This is a genomic window from Micromonospora sp. NBC_00821 (assembly GCF_036347035.1).
Taxonomy (GTDB): Bacteria; Actinomycetota; Actinomycetes; order Mycobacteriales; family Micromonosporaceae; genus Micromonospora; species Micromonospora hortensis.
Map to the genome: position 1 here is coordinate 1,893,125 of NZ_CP108880.1, position 16,567 is coordinate 1,909,691.

Here is a 16,567-nt window from a genome sequence, read left to right on the forward strand (position 1 = left end):
GCATCGGTGAGGCCACCACATCCTGGTTCGAGCGTGACCTTGAGGGGCGGTGGCGCCCAGACCTCGCTCCGGCCTGTCGGGGCGGGCTCGTCGTCAAGATCCGCGCAGGATCAGGGATGTTGCTGACTCCGGCGGTGTCGGACGCAGCAACATCAGGGAAGTTGTTCGGATCTTGGCGCGGGGCGCGGGGCGGCCGGGCGCGGGGCGGCCGCGCGTCCAGACAGAAAAAGCTGACCGGAGGCACCCTCGGGGTGTCTCCGGTCAGCTATGTCGGTTTGCGGATTTAGTTCGCCATCAGATCGGCGCCACGCCAGCTGAAATCGGGCTCCGTCGCGAACCGCTCGGTGATCTTTACGAGATCCTCCGCGTACTTGTTCGCGTGGTGTCCGCAGAACACCAACTCGCTCCCACCCGTGAGAGTGATCCGGAGCTTCCCGGCAGCATTGCAGCGGTCGCACCGTTCATCGGCGGCTGGGGGAGCCGCCGTCACGGGCGGCGGCGTGAGGGTCGGGGTCATCGCCTTCCTCCTCTGGTCGTCACCGATGAACAATCTCTTCGGTCGTTGCTCACCTATCGTGCAACACCCTTACTAGGCACTGCCTTCCCTGTGTGCCCGCGGGGGACCGAGGTCACACCTGGAAGGGACAGTGTGCCGTGCACCAAGGGTGCCACGTCAACGATCACATTCGTGCATCCGGACGATCACCATCTGGTGTTGCACACCAGGTGGTCAAAACGACACGTTCGGTTGACGAAACCCGCTCAGTCCAGGTAATCCCGGAGGACCTGCGACCGGGACGGGTGACGCAGCTTGGACATCGTCTTGGACTCGATCTGCCGGATCCGCTCCCGGGTCACCCCGTAGACCTGGCCGATCTCGTCGAGCGTCCGGGGTTGGCCGTCGGTCAGGCCGAAGCGCAGGCGTACCACACCCGCCTCACGCTCGGAGAGCGTCTGGAGCACCTGCTGGAGCTGGTCCTGCAGGAGCGAGAACGAGACCGCGTCGACCGCGACCACGGCCTCGGAATCCTCGATGAAGTCGCCGAGCTGGCTGTCGCCCTCGTCGCCGATGGTCTGGTCCAGTGAGATGGGCTCCCGAGCGTACTGCTGGATCTCCAGCACCTTCTCGGGTGTGATGTCCATCTCCTTGGCCAGCTCCTCCGGGGTGGGCTCGCGGCCCAGGTCCTGGAGCAGCTCACGCTGTATGCGGCCAAGCTTGTTGATGACCTCGACCATGTGCACCGGGATGCGGATGGTGCGGGCCTGGTCGGCCATGGCGCGGGTGATGGCCTGTCGGATCCACCAGGTGGCGTACGTGGAGAACTTGTAGCCCTTGGTGTAGTCGAACTTCTCCACGGCCCGGATCAGACCGAGGTTGCCCTCCTGGATCAGGTCGAGGAAGGCCATGCCGCGGCCGGTGTAGCGCTTGGCCAGCGACACCACCAGTCGGAGGTTCGCCTCCAGGAGGTGGTTCTTGGCCCGCTCGCCGTCGCGGGAGATCCAGCCCAGGTCACGGACCATGTCCCGGACGAGCTTCTCCTCGCCCTCGTCGGCAGCCCGCAGCCGCTCGGCGGCGTAGAGCCCGGCCTCGATCCGCTTGGCCAGCTCCACCTCCTGCTCGGCGTTGAGCAGCGGAACCTTGCCGATCTGCTTCAGGTACGCCCGGACGGAGTCGGCGGAGGCGGTCAGCTCGGCGTCGCGTCGCGCCTGCTTGAGGGCCTCGGACTCCTCGTCGTCCCACTCGAAGTCGTTGTCGGTCGCCGAGGCGGCGGCGTCGGTCTCGGCGGCCTGGGCCAGCTCGGCCGGCTCTTCGACCACGACGTCCTCGATCGCGGCGGCCAGTTCCTCCGGGTCGATCTCGCCCTCGGCGCCCTCGCCCTTGGCCTTGCCGCCAGCCTTGGTCGGCTTGGCCCCGGCAGCCGCGGCCACCGTCGCCTTGGTGGCACGGGTCGACTTGGTCGCCTTCGCCGGCGTCGCCGTGGCGGCCTCGGCGCCGGTGCCGGTCGCCTTGCGAGCGGCCACCTTGCGCGGGGCCGACGTCGCCGGGGCGTCGTCGCCGGCGGGTGCCTGCTTCGGGGCCGGCGCGGCGGCCTTCTTGGTGGTCTTGGCGGTGGTGGCCCGGGACGCCGGCGTGGTCGAGCGGGCCGCGGCGACGCGGCGACGGGTGCTCGCCGAGCCGTCCACCACGACGGTCACTCCCGCCTCGGAGAGCGCCCGCAGGATCTTCTTGGCCTGGGCCGGAGTCACCTCGGCGGACTCGACGGTGCGCGCGAGCTGAGCCGACGTGAGCTGACCACCGGCGCTCTGGGCGTGGGCGATCAGGGTGTCGGTGAGCGAGCGAACGTCGGCGCCGGGCTGGCGGGGTTCTGTCACGAATGACCTTCCGGAGGCGAAGAGCGGGCACGGCGGGTTCGTCCAGCGCAGCGAGGGTTACCGTGCCGGGCGATGTGGTTGAGGGACCCTCGTGTCACGGTCCGGCCGGTGGTCGGCGGTCCGTGCCGCGTGGGCAGGGGTGAATTGTAACGCCGTCTGCGGCGATCATCCTGCTCCGCACCACGTACCGCCGGTGGGGACCGTCGGTGGGGCGGAGATATGGGCTTCGCGGTAATGATAGCCGCGCGGCCGGCGAAGGGCTTCCGTCGTCGCGCCAGGTAGCGCGCAGGTCGTGTCCGAACTGCCGTCTGAGCAGGCAGTACGAGGTCGACGTGGCGATTGCGAGGATGCGCGTGTGGATCACCGAGGTCGCTGTCGGTCCGGCCGACGGCGTGCCCACCAGGTCGCGGTTGGGCAACGGTTGTGAGCCGAGCATGGACGGGGCGGTAAGCACTTAAGCGACATTACCAACCGAAAGGGGCATATTGGCGGAGGTCGGCCGCTCAAGCCGCGAGGGCGTCGCGGGTGTGCCCGCCTCGCAGCGGATCCCCGGCACCGAAGATCCTGGTCTGGTGCCGTCGTACGGCGTCGGGAACGATGATCTTCGGAAGCCTGGGTCGGTAGTTCCACCCACCCACATGCACCCGGAGTGCGGAAAGAGGCGAATCATGACCAACTCGGCCACGACACCGTCGGAGCTGCTGACCATCGCGGTGGAGGTGGCTCGGGCGGCGGCGGACACCGCGTACCGGATGCGCGCCGAGGGGGTCGTCGTCGCCGCCACCAAGAGCACCGTCACCGACGTGGTCACCGCCGCCGACCGGGCGGTCGAGCGGCAGATCCTCGACGCGTTGGCCGCGCTGCGCCCGGACGACTCGGTGCTGGGCGAGGAGTACGGCGAGGAAGCTTCCGGCGCGACGCGCAGCGGTGTGCGCTGGATCGTCGACCCGATCGACGGCACTGTGAACTACCTGTACGGACTGCCGCACTCGGCGGTCTCGCTGGCCGCCGAGGTGGAGGGGGTGGTGGTCGCCGGCGTGGTGCGCAACGTGAGCACCGGCGAGGAATGGACCGCCACAGCCGGCGGTGGGGCCTGGCGCGACGGTGTCCGGTTGCGATGCTCCGGGGAAGTCGATCTGGGGCAGGCGCTGGTCGGCACCGGCTTCGGCTACGACGCCCGCCGCCGGGCGCACCAGGCGCAGGTGGTCGCCGGTCTGATCGCACACGTACGTGACATCCGTCGGCTCGGCGCCGCGGCGCTGGACCTCTGCCTGGTCGCCGAGGGGCGGCTCGACGCGTACTTCGAAAAGGGCCTTGCGGCCTGGGACCTGGCCGCTGGCGGGCTGGTGGCCGCCGAGGCGGGGGTTCGGGTTGCCGGCCTGGCCGGTCGGCCGCCAGGGCCGGACCTGGTGGTGGCGGCCCCGCCCGCCCTCTTCGCGCCGCTGCACGACCGATTGGCCGCGCTGGACGCCGCCGGCGGTCCCTGACCGGCGGACCAGCTCAGCCGGCTCCGGCCTTTCCAGTGGCCGGCTCTGGCCGGTGGGCCAGGTCGGTGCCGATCGCCGACCTGGCGCTGCGGTGGGCCGGTTACGCCGTCACTTGGCGGGCGGGGACGGGCAGGCGCCCTTGGGGGCCTCCGGCGGACCCGAGTCGCCGAGCGACTGGTTGACCTCGGTCGTGGTGGCGAGCTGCTGGAAGCGGTTGCCCAGCACCACGTCCACGGTGTCGTCGGCACGCTTCGGGTCGTAGCCCGGAACGGCGTTGTTCAGGAAGTACGCCTGGAGCAGGTGCGCGGAACCGACGCCCTTCGGGCCGTACCGCAGCAGCGCGACGCTGTCGACCTTCTTCTCGTTCCCGGTCTTCTTGACCTGGAACTGTCGATTGCTGAACTCGTCGGCGACGGTGTGGGCGAGACCGGGCTGATCCGTGGCGTTGAACACGTTGATCTTGACGTCCTTGCGCTCGCGCAGGGTCAGATCCGCCAACGGCCAGCCCTCGGGGCAACCCGCCGCGGTGCCCACGTTGCCCTGGCTGTCGCGGACCACGGCCACGACGACGAAGACCAGGGCGATGATCGCCAACAGGCCGACGACGACGAGTGCTCGCACGCGCGCAAAACTCATCAGGGCACTCCCCGGACCTCAGTGGGTGGTGGCGGCCAGGAACGATCGCTCAGGCCGCCGGCCGTCGAATACGCCGCTGAGGTTAACGGTTGTCCGGCCGTCGCGTGGAAACAGCCCGACATGCCGGCGCGCCGACCGCGAACCGGGTACTACTACCCCTATCTTCGTGTCGCCTGAATCACATTGGGAACAACTTCGCGTGCGGGGGCGTACATCTCAGCCGCAAGGGCGGTATACATGCCTCGCCCAAGGGGGGGTAAGGTTCCGCGCTCGCAGGGGAGTCGCCCCAGCGAGCTCGACCCGTTCGGTCCTCGGGTCGGGTGCCCGACACAAGTGGTGGCCGGCCAGCGGAACCGAAACAGCGTCGTCCGGCGTTACAACCGGAAGCGACAACATCGATATGGGAGAGTGAAACCGATGGCCACCGACTACGACGCCCCGCGTCGCGACGAGGTCGACCTCGGCGAGGACAGCCTGGAAGAGCTCAAGGCACGGCGCGTCGACTCACAGTCGGGCGCGGTGGACGTCGACGAGGCCGAGGTGGCCGAGAGCTTTGAGCTGCCCGGTGCCGATCTGGCCGACGAGGAGCTCACGGTCAAGGTGCTTCCGATGCAGCAGGACGAGTTCCGGTGCGCCCGCTGCTTCCTGGTCCACCACCGTAGCCAGCTGGCGGTCGAGCGTAACGGCGAGCTGATCTGCCGCGAGTGCGTCTGACAACCACAACAACACCGGCGGCGGCCTCCTGAACGGGGTCGCCGCTGCCGGTGTAGGCATGCGGCAGCGGTGGGTACCTGCTTGACTCGTAGCGGGTAGCCACAGCACCGGGAGGTCCGATGAGCGATCGAGGCGGCACCACCGATGGCGGCACGGACGGCCTCGGCGCCACCCGTGGCACGGACGACCTCGGCGCCACCGATGGCGGCACGGACGACCTCGGTGCCACGCGTGGCACCGACGACCTCGGTGCCACCGATGGCGGCACGGACGGCCTCGGTGCCACCCGTGGCACGGACGACCTCGGTGCCACCGTGGCGGCGTTGACCGCTGACGACATCGCGCCGGCCCGACGCCGCCAACTGCTGACCCGGATGGTCGGGCAGGCCCGTGCGCGGGGCGTCTCCGACCTGTTCAAGCCCCGCGCCGCCGTGCGGTGGATGGTCGACGCCGTCGCCGAGATCGCCCCGCACGTGCCGGTACGGGACCTGGACACGCTGCGCCAACACTTCCCCGGCCTGGACGACGTCGCCCTGGCCGACCGGCTCATCCGTAACGCGTCGAGGACCACCGCCGCGATCGGCGCTGCCGGTGGGGGCGTCGCGGCCGTCGAGTGGACGGTGGCCCCCACCCTGCTCTCCGCGCCGGTGCTGCTCGCCGCCGAGACAGTGGCCGTGGTGGCGGTGGAGCTGAAACTCGTCGGCGAGTTGCACGAGATCCACGGCGTGGCACTACCGGCCGCCGGCAGTCAACGGGCGGTCGCGCTGGTGCACTCGTGGGCCACTCAACGCGGCGTCAACCCGATGGTGCCCGGCGTGGGAGTGGGGGCGGTGCTCGGCACCGCCGCCCGCAAGGAGTTGCGGGACATGCTGCTGCGGCGTTTCGGGCGCAACCTCACCACGCTGGGGCCGTTCCTGACCGGCGCGGCGGTGGCCAGCTTCCTCAACCGCCGGGCCACCCAGCAGATGGCCGAGCAACTCCAGGTCGACCTGCGTCGGCGGGGCATCGCCCGGCCCGCGCCACCGGCGGCCCTCCCAGGCCCGCCCACCGGCACCTGAGCGGGCCTCACCGTCGAACCGGCACCTGCGCGGGCCCATGCCGTCCGACCGGCTCCTGCGCGGGCCCATGCCGTCCGACCGGCTCCTGCGCGGGCCCATGCCGTCCGACCGGCTCCTGCGCGGGCCCATGCCATCCGACCGGCACCTGCGCGGGCCCATGCCGTCCGACCGGCTCCTGAGCCAGACCGTCGGCGTCGGCTCAGCCCAGCTCGCCCGCCGTCGGGTGGGAAGCCGACAGGGCGTCCCGTGCGGTCAGCACCGCCTCGGCCAGCTCGACCGGGTGGCGGGTGCTCACCACCCAGAACGGGGTCGGATCCTCGGGATCGTCGAGGATCACCTGCACGGCCCCGCCGATCCACGGTCGCTGCACCACGAAGGCGAGCGGGTCCGCGCCGACACCGAGCACCTCACGTCGGCCGGCCACGTCCAGCGGCACCACGTCGGCCACGAAACGGACCGGCAGGCGGGCGTCGTCCACCCGCAGCTCGCCGTCGGTCACCCCGACCCGGATCCGGCCCAGCCACCACAGCCCGACCGCGGTGAGCGGCACCAACACGGCGAACGGCAGCCAGGCGCGGACGCCGGAGGCGCCCATCCAGATCTCGACGGCCAGCAACGCGGCGGCCACCAGCCCGGCCAGCCACAGCCACCAGGGCAGATCCAGCCGCTCGGTGTACGCCGAGCGGGCGGAGACCGGCGGCTGATCGGCGGACGGGGAGGGCGACATGCTCACTCCTGCGAGGGTACGGCGCACGGCGGCTCGACGAACCGGCAGGATGGCAGGGTCACCCCGCGAACCGGACGGAAGAGGGGACCCGTGACCGACGTCGTACCCGTGCCCGTGCAGCTGCTCGACCCGGAGCTGCCGTTGCCCACGTACGCCCATCCCGGCGACGCCGGGGCCGACCTGGTGGCGGCCGCGGACGTGGAGCTGCCACCCGGCGGCCGTGCCCTGGTGCCCACCGGTGTGGCCATCGCGCTTCCGGAGGGGTACGTGGGACTGGTCCATCCCCGCTCCGGTCTGGCGGCCAGGCTCGGCGTGACGGTGCTCAACGCGCCCGGTACGGTCGACGCCGGCTACCGGGGTGAGATCCTGGTCAACCTGATCAATCATGATCGGGATGTGCCGGCGAAGATCTCCCGCGGCGATCGGATCGCGCAGCTCGTGGTCCAGCAGGTCGCGCGGGCGCGGTTCGAGCCGGTGGTCGAGCTGCCCGCGTCCCGGCGCGGGACCGGTGGGCACGGGTCCACCGGTGGGCACGCCGGGCTGGTGCCGTCGCCGACGGGCCAGGACCGGGTCGAGCGGCGGCCGAGCGAGCCGGGCCGCGGGCAGACGGAAGAGGTGGCAGGGTGAGTGTGAACAGCGGAGGGCAGGCGCAGTGATCTTCTCCCGAAAGCGGGCCGATGCGGAGCGGCAGACCCGTGACGAGCGGGCTACCCAGGTCCCGGACCAGGGCGATGCCACGCCGACGCTGGAGCGCGGCCCGTACGACATCTCCGAGAGCTACGACGACGTGCAGCGACTCGACCTGGGCAGCCTGCACATCCCGGCGATCGCCGACGTCGAGGTGCGGGTGCAGGCCGACCCGCAGGGTGTGGTCCAGCAGGTGGTGCTGGTGCACGGTGACAACGCGCTCCAGTTGGGCGTCTTCGCCGCCCCCCGGTCCGAGGGGATCTGGGACGAGGTGCGCGAGGAGATCCGGCAGTCGCTGCTCCGTGACGGCGCGAGCGCGCAGGAGGTCGCCGGCGAGTACGGCCCGGAGCTGCACGCCCAGGTGAACACCCCGGACGGCGCGACGAACCTGCGGTTCGTCGGAATCGACGGGCCGCGTTGGATGGTCCGGGGCGTGTTCCAGGGCCCGGTGGCGACCGACCCGGCAATGGCCGGCCCGCTCGTCGAGTGCCTGGACGGCCTGGTGGTCGACCGTGGGCAGGAGGCGAAGCCGGTCCGCGAGCCGTTGCCGCTGCGGCTGCCCCGGGAAATCGCCGACCAGGCCGAGGCCGAGGCGGGCGACGCCGCCGCCGCGCCGCGTCAGGTCTGACCGGCGCGCACCGGCCCGCCGGAACCAGCCCCGTCGGCGTACGCTGGCGGCACGGTTCCGGCGCCGCCGGCGCCGGCCGGGGACGGCGAGCGTGGAGAGGGTGACGCGGAGGTCATGACGACCGACGAGGGCCGGGTGTCGCTGCGGCGCATCCTGCAGAGGTTCACCGCCAGCGAGGCCGAGATCGACGCGCAGGAGCTGCGTCGGGAGAGCGCCGAGTGCGGCGGAATCCCCGCCCAGCAGTGCTCCCGGGGTCAGCTGGTCTCGGTCGCCGGTCGGCTGCGCACCGTGGTCTATACGCCGCGCACCAATCTGCCCACCCTCGAGGCCGACCTGTACGACGGCAGTGACGTGGTGACCCTGGTCTGGCTGGGTCGACGGCACATCGCCGGGATCGAGCCGGGCCGGCATCTGACCGCCCGTGGCCGGGTGGCCGTGCGGGACGACCGCAAGGTCATCTACAACCCCTACTACGAGCTGGACTCGCCCAAGTGATGGCACTGCGGACGGAAGGCCGGCGATGACGACGGGACAGGACCGGGCGGCACAGCCGGATACCGACCCTCAGGACGAGGAGCCGCTGCCGACGATCGCCGAGCAGATGGCCGATCAGCTCGGCGGCTGGCGCGGGCTGGTCGAGTCCAGCATTCCGGTAGTGGTGTTCGTCGTCGCCAACATCATCGGCGAGTTGCGGCCGGCGGTGATCGCGTCGATCGCGGTCGCCGTGCTGATCGCAGGGCTGCGGCTGGCCCAGCGTCGACCGATCCGGCACGCCGTCAACGGGCTCTTCGGCGTCGGCGTCGGCGCGGCCATCGCGTGGCGCACCGGCGATGAGCGTGACTTCTACCTTCCCGGCATCCTCTACGGCATCGGCTACGGCATCGCCCTGCTGATCTCGGCCGCGATCCGCCAGCCGCTGGTGGGCTGGATCTGGTCGGTCCTGGTGGCCAAGGGCCGTTCGGAGTGGCGGTCCGACCCGAAGCTGGTGCGCACCTTCACCCAGCTGACAGTGCTCTGGGGCGTGGTCTGGCTGGCCAAGGTGGGGGTGCAGGCCGGGCTCTACCTGGCCCACCAGGACACCGCCCTGGGCGTGGCCCGGCTGGCGCTGGGCTACCCGCCGTACGCGCTGCTGTTGCTGATCACGGTCTGGACGGTGCGTCGGGTCACCCGGGAGTCGCCGCCGGCCCCGCTGCCCAGCGCCTGAGCGGCGCCCGGTCATCCGGGCCGCTCAGCGCGCCGGTCGGGCTCAGCGTGAGCCGCGCGTCCGTTCGACGCTGTCCGGCCCGAGGACCACCTGGCGGACCTGGTCCTCCACCTCGGCGGTGCAGACGAAGATCAGCTCGTCGCCGGCCTCGATCGGGTCGTCCGGGCTGGGCACCAGGACCCGCTTGCCGCGCAGGATCGCCACCAGTGCGGAGTCGCGGGGCAGCGGCACGGCGTGGATCGGCTGACCGACGTAGGGGGCGGTCGGCGGCAGGGTGATCTCGACGAGGTTCGCCTCGCCCTGTCGGAAGGTCATCAGCCGGACCAGGTCGCCGACGGTGACCGCCTCCTCGACGAGCGCGGCCATCACCCGCGGCTTGCTCACCGCGACGTCCACGCCCCACTGCTCGGTGAACAACCACTCGTTCTCGGCCCGGTTGACCCGGGCGACCACCCGGGGCACCGCGAACTCGGTCTTGGCCAGCAGCGACAGCACCAGGTTGGTCTTGTCGTCGCCGGTCGCCGCGACCACCACGTCGCAGCCGGCGACGTCGGCCTCCTCCAGGCTGGACAGCTCGCACGCGTCGGCCAGCACCCACTCGGCGGCCGGCACCCGGTCCGGGCGCAGCATCTTGGGCTGACGCTCGATCAGCATCACCTGGTGGCCGTTGTCGATCAGCTCCTGGGCGATCGAGCGGCCCACGTTGCCCGCGCCCGCGATGGCGACCCGCATGGCTCAGTGCCCTCCTTCCGGCGGCGTCGCCGCCACCGACGTGACCGTCGCCACGATGTCATCGCTGACCAGCATGAACACCTGGTCGCCCTCCTGCATGACCGTGGAGCCGGTGGGCAGCGTGCCGATGCCGAAGCGGATCAGGTAGGCCACCCGCGCCCCGGTCGCGTCCTCCAGCGTCCGCACCGGTCGGCCGATCCAGTCCTTGTGTACGGGCACCTCGACGATCGACACCGTGCTCGTGGGGTCGCGGAAGATCTCCACGTTGCCCTCCGGCACCAGGTGTCGCAGCATCCGGTCCGCCGTCCACCGCACGGTCGCCACCGTGGGGATGCCCAGCCGCTCGTAGACCTGCGCCCGGCGCTGGTCGTAGATGCGGGCGGCGACCCGGGACACACCGAACGTCTCGCGGGCTAGCCGGGCCGAGATGATGTTGGAGTTGTCGCCGCTGGACACCGCCGCGAAGGCGTCCGCGCGCTCGATGCCGGCCTGCCGGAGCACCTCGCCGTCGAAACCGGCCCCGGTCACCGTGATCCCGGCGAAGTCGGGGCCGAGCCGGCGGAAGGCGTCGGCGTCCTGGTCGATCACCGCCACCGAGTGCCCTCGGGACTCCAGGCTGTGGGCGAGCGTCGACCCGACCCGACCACATCCCATGATCACGACGTGCACGCTGTCCCTCCCAAGGTGCGTACCGCTGGCGCTGCCGGTGGCCTTCGAGTGCGAGCCTGCCACGTCCCGGTCGCGAGCGGGGACCGACCGTACCCCGCCGTCACGAGCAGCGGTGATCGCCCACCCCCGCGCCCCCGCCGTGGTGGTCGTACTCTTGGCGTTCGTGGCCAGTCCCACCTCGCTGCTGAAGCGGCTTCTCCTCGGTCGACCGTTCCGGTCCGACCGGCTTCAGCACACCCTCCTGCCGAAGCGCATCGCGCTGCCCGTGTTCGCCTCCGACGCGCTGTCCAGCGTCGCGTACGCGCCCGACGAGATCCTGCTGACCCTCTCCATCGCCGGCGCGTCCGCGTACTTCTTCTCGCCGTGGATCGCGCTGGCCGTGGTCGTGGTGATGCTCACCGTGGTGGCCAGCTACCGGCAGAACGTGCACGCCTACCCGTCCGGTGGCGGCGACTACGAGGTGGCCACTGTCAACCTGGGGCCGAAGTTCGGCGTTGGGGTGGCCAGCGCGTTGCTGGTCGACTACGTGCTCACTGTGGCGGTGTCGGTCTCCTCCGGGGTGGCCAACCTGGGCTCCGTGGTGCCGTTCGTGGCCACCCACAAGGTCCTGATCGCGGTGAGCGCTGTGGTCCTGCTCACCGCTGTCAACCTGCGTGGGCTGCGCGAGTCGGGCACGGCGTTCGCCATCCCCACCTACGGCTTCGTGATCGTGATGCTCGGGATGCTGCTTACCGGGCTGTTCCGGGTCTTCGTGCTGGGCGACGAGCTGCGCGCGCCGAGCGCCGACCTGGTGATCCAGGCCGAGCACAGCGTCACCGGTTTCGCGCTCGTCTTCCTGCTGCTGCGGACGTTCAGCTCGGGCGCCGCCGCGCTCACCGGCGTGGAGGCGATCTCCAACGGGGTTCCGGCGTTCAAGGCGCCGAAGAGCCGCAACGCCGCCACCACCCTGCTGCTGCTCGGCACCATCTCGGTGAGCATGCTGGTCGGGATCATCTGGCTGGCCCGGCTCACCCACCTGCAGTTCGTCGAGGATCCGAACCTCCAGATCGTGTCCGGGCCCGAGGGGTACGTGCAGAAGACGGTCACCACCCAGCTCGGGGAGACCGTCTTCGGTTCCGGGTCGATCCTGCTCTACGTGCTGGCCGGGGTGACCGCCCTGATCCTGTTCCTGGCCGCGAACACCGCGTTCAACGGTTTCCCGGTGCTCGGCTCGATCCTGGCCCAGGACCGCTACCTGCCCCGCCAGTTCCACACCCGGGGCGACCGGCTGGCCTTCTCGAACGGCATCACCTTCCTCGCCCTCTTCGCGATCGTGCTGATCGTCGGCTTCCAGGCCGAGGTGACGAAGCTGATCCAGCTCTACATCGTCGGGGTCTTCGTCTCGTTCACCGTCTCCCAGGTCGGCATGATCCGGCACTGGAACCGGCACCTGCGCACCGAGCGGGACCCGGAGGCGCGCCGCCGGATGGTCCGCTCCCGGGCGATCAACACGTTCGGCGCGGGCCTGACCGGCGCGGTGCTGGTGATCGTCCTGATCACCAAGTTCCTGCTCGGCGCGTGGATCGCCATCGCCGCGATGGCGGTGATCTACGTGCTGATGCTGGCGATCCGGCGGCACTACGACCGGATCGCCGTCGAGCTGACCCCACCGGACGAGGGCCGGGCCGTGCTGCCCGCCCGCAACCACGCGATCGTGCTGGTCAGCAAGGTGCACCAGCCGACGCTGCGGGCCATCGCCTACGCCCGCGCCACCCGACCGGACACGCTCACCGCGGTGACGGTCAACGTGGACGAGAAGGACACCAGGGACCTGCAGGCCGACTGGGAGCGCCGAGAGATGGCCATCCCGCTCACCGTGATCGACTCGCCGTACCGGGAGATCACCCGCCCGATCCTGGACTTCGTCGCCTCCACCCGGCGCAAGTCGCCCCGGGACGTGGTCACCGTGTTCATCCCGGAGTACGTGGTCGGCCGTTGGTGGGAGAACCTGCTGCACAACCAGAGCGCCCTGCGCCTCAAGGGTCGGCTGCTCTTCGAGCCGGGGGTGATGGTGGTCAGCGTGCCGTGGCAGCTCGCGTCGACAGCGAGCAAGAACCTGGACCGACTGGACGCCACACTGTCCCGGACCCCGGCGCGTGGGCCACGGAGCGCCGTGCCACCGCTGGGCGCCGCCCCGCCGGTGGCCGCCGCGCCGCCCGGCGAGGGCGGGCCCGAGAACAGCGCAACGATGGGAAACACACGTGACTGAGCCGGGCGGTCCGCGGACCGCGACACCCAGGACGCCGTCGGCGTCGACCTCGTCGACGTTCGAGCGGGGGCTGGCCGAGACGGACCGGGTCGAGCTGACCGTAGACGCGGTCGCCCCCGGAGGGCACTGTGTCGCCCGGGTGGACGGGCAGGTGGTCTTCGTCCGACACGCGCTGCCCGGTGAACGGGTCATCGCCGAGGTCACCGAGGTGCACCGGGGGTTCGTCCGGGCCGACGCGGTGACAGTGCTGGAACCCTCACCGGATCGGGTCGAGCCGCCCTGCCCGTACGCCAAGCCGGGCGCCTGCGGGGGCTGCGACCTCCAGCACGTCGCACCGGCCGCGCAGCTGGCCTGGAAGACCGCTGTGGTCCGCGAGCAGTTGGTCCGCCTCGGTGGGCTGACCGACGTCGAGCTGGACCGGCTCGGCGTCCGGGTCGAGGCGTTGCCCGGTGGGCTGCTCGGCTGGCGCTCCCGGGTCCGCTACGCGGTCGACGCCGCCGACCGGGCCGGCCTGCTCAAGCACCGCTCGCACGAGGTGGTGCCGATCGACCGCTGCCGGATCGCCCACCCGGCCATCCAGCAGCTGCCGGTGCTCACCCCCACCGGTGCGCGCTGGCCGGCCGCCGAGGCCGTGGAGACCGTCGCCAGCACCGGCGGGGACGTGACCATCACGGAGATCCGCGACGGGATGCCCGTACCGGTCAGTGGCCCGACCGAGGTCCGCGAGGTCGCCGCCGGACGGGACTGGACGCTGCCCGCGTCCGCGTTTTGGCAGGTGCACCCGGCCGCCGCAGACACCCTCTCCGCCGCCGTGCTGGAGTTGCTGGACCCGCAGCCGGGCGAGGTCGCCTGGGACCTCTACGGCGGTGCTGGGCTGTTCGCCGCCGGGCTGGCCGCTCGGGTCGGCGCGACCGGCCGGGTGACAGTGGTCGAAGCGGCGGCGCAGGGTGTCGCCGCCGCCCGGGAGAACCTCGCCGACCTGCCCAGCGTCGAGGTGGTGTCGGCCCGGGTGGAGACCGCGCTGGCCCGCCGACGAATCACCGGCCCGGTCGACGTGGTGGTGCTCGACCCGCCGCGCTCCGGGGCCGGCGCCCAGGTGGTCCGCGCGCTGGTCGCCGCCGGCCCGCGGGCGGTCGCGTACGTGGCCTGTGACCCGGCCGCCTTCGCCCGGGACGTGCGTACCTTCGCCGACCTCGGTTGGCGGCTGGCGGCGCTACGGGGCTTCGACCTCTTCCCGATGACGCAGCACGTCGAGCAGGTCGGGCTGCTGCTTCCCCCGGACGGGCGGTAGAACACCCGACGTCGGCGCCTGACCGGGTGCTCAGCTGCCCACTCCCCGCCAGGCGCGGGTGCGTGGGGCTCGGGCCAGGCTGCGGAGTACCGGGGGGCCGATAGACTCTCCGGTCATGAGTGTTGAAGAGGACACGGCCAACCACGGCCGGCTGCTGGGGACGGTTCGCGGTCCGCAGGACGTCAAGCGGATGTCCGGCGAGGAACTGGACGTCCTCGCCGCCGAGATCCGGGACTTCCTGATCACCAAGGTCTCCCGTACCGGCGGGCACGTCGGGCCCAACCTCGGTGTGGTCGAGCTGACGCTCGCCATGCATCGCGTCTTCGACTCCCCCCGTGACCGGCTCCTGTTCGACACCGGCCACCAGGCGTACGTACACAAGATCCTTACCGGACGTCAGGCCGGCTTCGACAAGCTCCGTCAGCGCGGTGGCCTCTCCGGCTACCCCAGCCAGGCGGAGAGCGAGCACGACCTCATCGAGAACTCGCACGCTTCCACGGCGCTGTCCTACGCCGATGGCCTCGCCAAGGCGTACGCCCTCCGGGGCGAGGCGCGCAGCGTCGTGGCAGTGGTCGGTGACGGCGCGCTGACCGGCGGCATGTGCTGGGAGGCGCTGAACAACATCGCCACCGCCGGCAACTCCCTCGTGATCGTCGTCAACGACAACGGCCGGTCCTACTCGCCGACCATCGGCGGGCTGGCCGACCACCTCTCCTCGCTGCGGCTCAACCCCGGCTACGAGAAGGTCCTGGACACCGTCAAGGACGCCCTCGGCTCCACGCCGCTGGTCGGCAAGCCGATGTACGAGGTGCTGCACGCTGTCAAGAAGGGCATCAAGGACGCGGTCGCCCCGCAGGCCATGTTCGAGGACCTGGGCATCAAGTACGTGGGCCCGGTGGACGGGCACGACGTGGGCGCGGTCGAGGCGGCGCTGCGCGCGGCCAAGAACTTCGGCGGCCCGGTCATCGTGCACGCCGTCACCCGCAAGGGTTACGGCTACCGCCCCGCCGAGGAGGACGAGGCGGACTGCCTGCACGGGCCCGGCAGCGCCTTCGACGTGGAGACCGGCGCGCTGCTGGCCGCCCCGTCGGTGAAGTGGACGCACGTCTTCGCCGACGAGCTGCTGGCCATCGCCGACGAGCGCCCGGACGTGGTGGGCATCACCGCCGCCATGGCCGAGCCGACCGGCATCGCCAAGCTGGCCCGCAAATACCCCGAGCGTGTGTACGACGTGGGCATCGCCGAGCAGCACGCGGCCACCTCGGCGGCCGGGTTGGCGCTCGGTGGCCTGCACCCGGTGGTCGCGGTCTACGCCACCTTCCTCAACCGCGCCTTCGACCAGGTCCTGCTGGACGTGGCGATGCACAAGCTGCCGGTGACCTTCGTGCTGGACCGGGCGGGCATCACCGGCCCGGACGGGCCCAGCCACTACGGCATCTGGGACATGTCGGTCTTCGGGGTGGTGCCGGGGCTGCGGATCGCCGCTCCCCGCGACGCCGCCACCCTCCGGGAGGAGTTGCGCGAGGCGCTGGCCGTCGACAACGGCCCGACAGTGGTGCGGTTCCCGACCGGTGCCGTCGCCGCGGACCTGCCGGCGCTGCGCCGGGTCGGCACCGTCGACGTGCTGGCCGAGTCCGCCCGTACCGACGTGCTGCTCGTCGCCGTCGGCTCCTTCGGCCAGTTGGGCATGGAGGTGGCCGCCCGGGTCGCCGAGCAGGGCTACGGGGTCACCGTCGTCGACCCGCGCTGGGTGCGTCCGGTCCCGGCGGAACTGGTCGACCTGGCCGCCCGCCACCGGCTCGTGGTCAGCGTCGAGGACGGCGTCCGGGTCGGCGGGGTGGGCGACGCGCTCGCCCAGGCGATGCGTGACGCCGACGTCCGGGTGCCGCTCAAGGATCTGGGTGTGCCGGCCGACTGGCACCCGCACGGCACCCGCGCGCAGATCCTCGCCGACCTGGGTCTGACCGCTCAGGACGTGGCCCGCAACGTCACCGGTTGGATCTCCGGCCTGGATGCCACCCCGGACCGCCTCACCCCCAGCGACGCGGCCGCACAGAACTGACGAGAACGAACGACGGCGGGCGTCCCTCGGGACGCCCGCCGCCGCATATCC

General features: G+C 71.5%; 16 protein-coding genes. 10 read left to right on the forward strand and 6 right to left on the reverse strand.

Annotated features, from left to right (window positions below; translation table 11 throughout):
• Positions 1-283 precede the first annotated feature (283 nt).
• Positions 284-517, reverse strand: a complete 234-nt coding sequence (locus OHB44_RS08800) for a DUF7455 domain-containing protein (RefSeq protein WP_030489368.1) — start codon at positions 515-517, stop codon at positions 284-286.
• 245 nt (positions 518-762) lie between these two features.
• On the reverse strand, positions 763-2,373 hold the full coding sequence (locus tag OHB44_RS08805) for an RNA polymerase sigma factor (protein WP_238683358.1): 1,611 nt from the start codon (positions 2,371-2,373) through the stop codon (positions 763-765).
• Positions 2,374-3,041: 668 nt separating this feature from the next.
• On the opposite strand from OHB44_RS08805, the gene OHB44_RS08810 reads away from it, so the two are divergent.
• The gene (locus OHB44_RS08810; protein WP_238683357.1) at positions 3,042-3,860 is read left to right on the forward strand and encodes an inositol monophosphatase family protein; all 819 of its coding nucleotides are present in this window, start codon (positions 3,042-3,044) and stop codon (positions 3,858-3,860) included.
• 108 nt (positions 3,861-3,968) lie between these two features.
• On the opposite strand, the gene OHB44_RS08815 is transcribed toward OHB44_RS08810, so the two are convergent.
• The gene (locus OHB44_RS08815; protein ID WP_238683395.1) at positions 3,969-4,481 is read right to left on the reverse strand and encodes a LytR C-terminal domain-containing protein; all 513 of its coding nucleotides are present in this window, start codon (positions 4,479-4,481) and stop codon (positions 3,969-3,971) included.
• Positions 4,482-4,913: 432 nt separating this feature from the next.
• On the opposite strand from OHB44_RS08815, the gene OHB44_RS08820 reads away from it, so the two are divergent.
• Positions 4,914-5,210 (forward strand): DUF4193 domain-containing protein, encoded by a 297-nt coding sequence (locus tag OHB44_RS08820; RefSeq protein WP_007075406.1) that lies wholly within the window; start codon positions 4,914-4,916, stop codon positions 5,208-5,210.
• Between the two features lie 119 nt (positions 5,211-5,329).
• Positions 5,330-6,268, forward strand: coding sequence for a hypothetical protein (locus tag OHB44_RS08825; protein ID WP_330440278.1), 939 nt, complete (start codon positions 5,330-5,332; stop codon positions 6,266-6,268).
• 199 nt (positions 6,269-6,467) lie between these two features.
• Here the strand turns inward: OHB44_RS08825 and OHB44_RS08830 are convergent, their stop codons facing one another.
• On the reverse strand, positions 6,468-6,995 hold the full coding sequence (locus OHB44_RS08830) for a DUF3093 domain-containing protein (RefSeq protein WP_238683355.1): 528 nt from the start codon (positions 6,993-6,995) through the stop codon (positions 6,468-6,470).
• A 90-nt stretch (positions 6,996-7,085) separates the two neighbouring features.
• Here OHB44_RS08830 and dut point away from each other — a divergent pair, with 90 nt between their 5' ends.
• The 4 genes from dut (at position 7,086) to OHB44_RS08850 (ending at position 9,514) form a co-directional block, all read left to right on the forward strand.
• Complete coding sequence (dut, locus tag OHB44_RS08835) at positions 7,086-7,622, forward strand: dUTP diphosphatase (RefSeq protein WP_091400603.1); 537 nt, start codon at positions 7,086-7,088, stop codon at positions 7,620-7,622.
• A gap of 25 nt (positions 7,623-7,647) precedes the next feature.
• Positions 7,648-8,310: a DUF3710 domain-containing protein gene (locus OHB44_RS08840; RefSeq protein ID WP_238683354.1), complete on the forward strand. Its 663-nt coding sequence runs from the start codon at positions 7,648-7,650 to the stop codon at positions 8,308-8,310.
• Between the two features lie 114 nt (positions 8,311-8,424).
• Positions 8,425-8,805, forward strand: coding sequence for an OB-fold nucleic acid binding domain-containing protein (locus tag OHB44_RS08845; protein WP_124816055.1), 381 nt, complete (start codon positions 8,425-8,427; stop codon positions 8,803-8,805).
• Positions 8,806-8,830: 25 nt separating this feature from the next.
• A complete protein-coding gene (locus tag OHB44_RS08850) occupies positions 8,831-9,514 on the forward strand; it encodes a DUF3159 domain-containing protein (protein ID WP_210785171.1) in 684 nt (227 codons plus the stop codon).
• Positions 9,515-9,556: 42 nt separating this feature from the next.
• Here OHB44_RS08850 and OHB44_RS08855 read toward each other — a convergent pair whose 3' ends face one another.
• Both OHB44_RS08855 and OHB44_RS08860 read right to left on the reverse strand, forming a co-directional pair.
• Complete coding sequence (locus OHB44_RS08855; RefSeq protein ID WP_238683353.1) at positions 9,557-10,246, reverse strand: potassium channel family protein; 690 nt, start codon at positions 10,244-10,246, stop codon at positions 9,557-9,559.
• A 3-nt stretch (positions 10,247-10,249) separates the two neighbouring features.
• On the reverse strand, positions 10,250-10,915 hold the full coding sequence (locus tag OHB44_RS08860; RefSeq protein WP_112586756.1) for a potassium channel family protein: 666 nt from the start codon (positions 10,913-10,915) through the stop codon (positions 10,250-10,252).
• A 163-nt stretch (positions 10,916-11,078) separates the two neighbouring features.
• On the opposite strand from OHB44_RS08860, the gene OHB44_RS08865 reads away from it, so the two are divergent.
• From OHB44_RS08865 to dxs, 3 genes are all read left to right on the forward strand, one after another.
• A complete protein-coding gene (locus tag OHB44_RS08865; RefSeq protein ID WP_330440283.1) occupies positions 11,079-13,163 on the forward strand; it encodes an APC family permease in 2,085 nt (694 codons plus the stop codon).
• 70 nt (positions 13,164-13,233) lie between these two features.
• Positions 13,234-14,454, forward strand: a complete 1,221-nt coding sequence (locus OHB44_RS08870; RefSeq protein WP_238683394.1) for a class I SAM-dependent RNA methyltransferase — start codon at positions 13,234-13,236, stop codon at positions 14,452-14,454.
• A gap of 115 nt (positions 14,455-14,569) precedes the next feature.
• The gene (gene dxs / locus OHB44_RS08875) at positions 14,570-16,516 is read left to right on the forward strand and encodes a 1-deoxy-D-xylulose-5-phosphate synthase (protein WP_238683351.1); all 1,947 of its coding nucleotides are present in this window, start codon (positions 14,570-14,572) and stop codon (positions 16,514-16,516) included.
• Positions 16,517-16,567: the final 51 nt, after the last annotated feature.

What these genes read in the sequence shown, in the direction of transcription:
- OHB44_RS08810 (WP_238683357.1), top strand. Translation starts at nt 3,042, where the DNA reads ATGACCAACTCGGCCACGACACCGTCGGAGCTGCTGACCATCGCGGTG.
- OHB44_RS08820 (WP_007075406.1), top strand. Translation starts at nt 4,914, where the DNA reads ATGGCCACCGACTACGACGCCCCGCGTCGCGACGAGGTCGACCTCGGC.
- OHB44_RS08825 (WP_330440278.1), top strand. Translation starts at nt 5,330, where the DNA reads ATGAGCGATCGAGGCGGCACCACCGATGGCGGCACGGACGGCCTCGGC.
- dxs (WP_238683351.1), top strand. Translation starts at nt 14,570, where the DNA reads ATGAGTGTTGAAGAGGACACGGCCAACCACGGCCGGCTGCTGGGGACG.
- OHB44_RS08845 (WP_124816055.1), top strand. Translation starts at nt 8,425, where the DNA reads ATGACGACCGACGAGGGCCGGGTGTCGCTGCGGCGCATCCTGCAGAGG.
- OHB44_RS08855 (WP_238683353.1), bottom strand. Translation starts at nt 10,246, where the DNA reads ATGCGGGTCGCCATCGCGGGCGCGGGCAACGTGGGCCGCTCGATCGCC.
- OHB44_RS08850 (WP_210785171.1), top strand. Translation starts at nt 8,831, where the DNA reads ATGACGACGGGACAGGACCGGGCGGCACAGCCGGATACCGACCCTCAG.
- OHB44_RS08830 (WP_238683355.1), bottom strand. Translation starts at nt 6,995, where the DNA reads ATGTCGCCCTCCCCGTCCGCCGATCAGCCGCCGGTCTCCGCCCGCTCG.
- OHB44_RS08800 (WP_030489368.1), bottom strand. Translation starts at nt 517, where the DNA reads ATGACCCCGACCCTCACGCCGCCGCCCGTGACGGCGGCTCCCCCAGCC.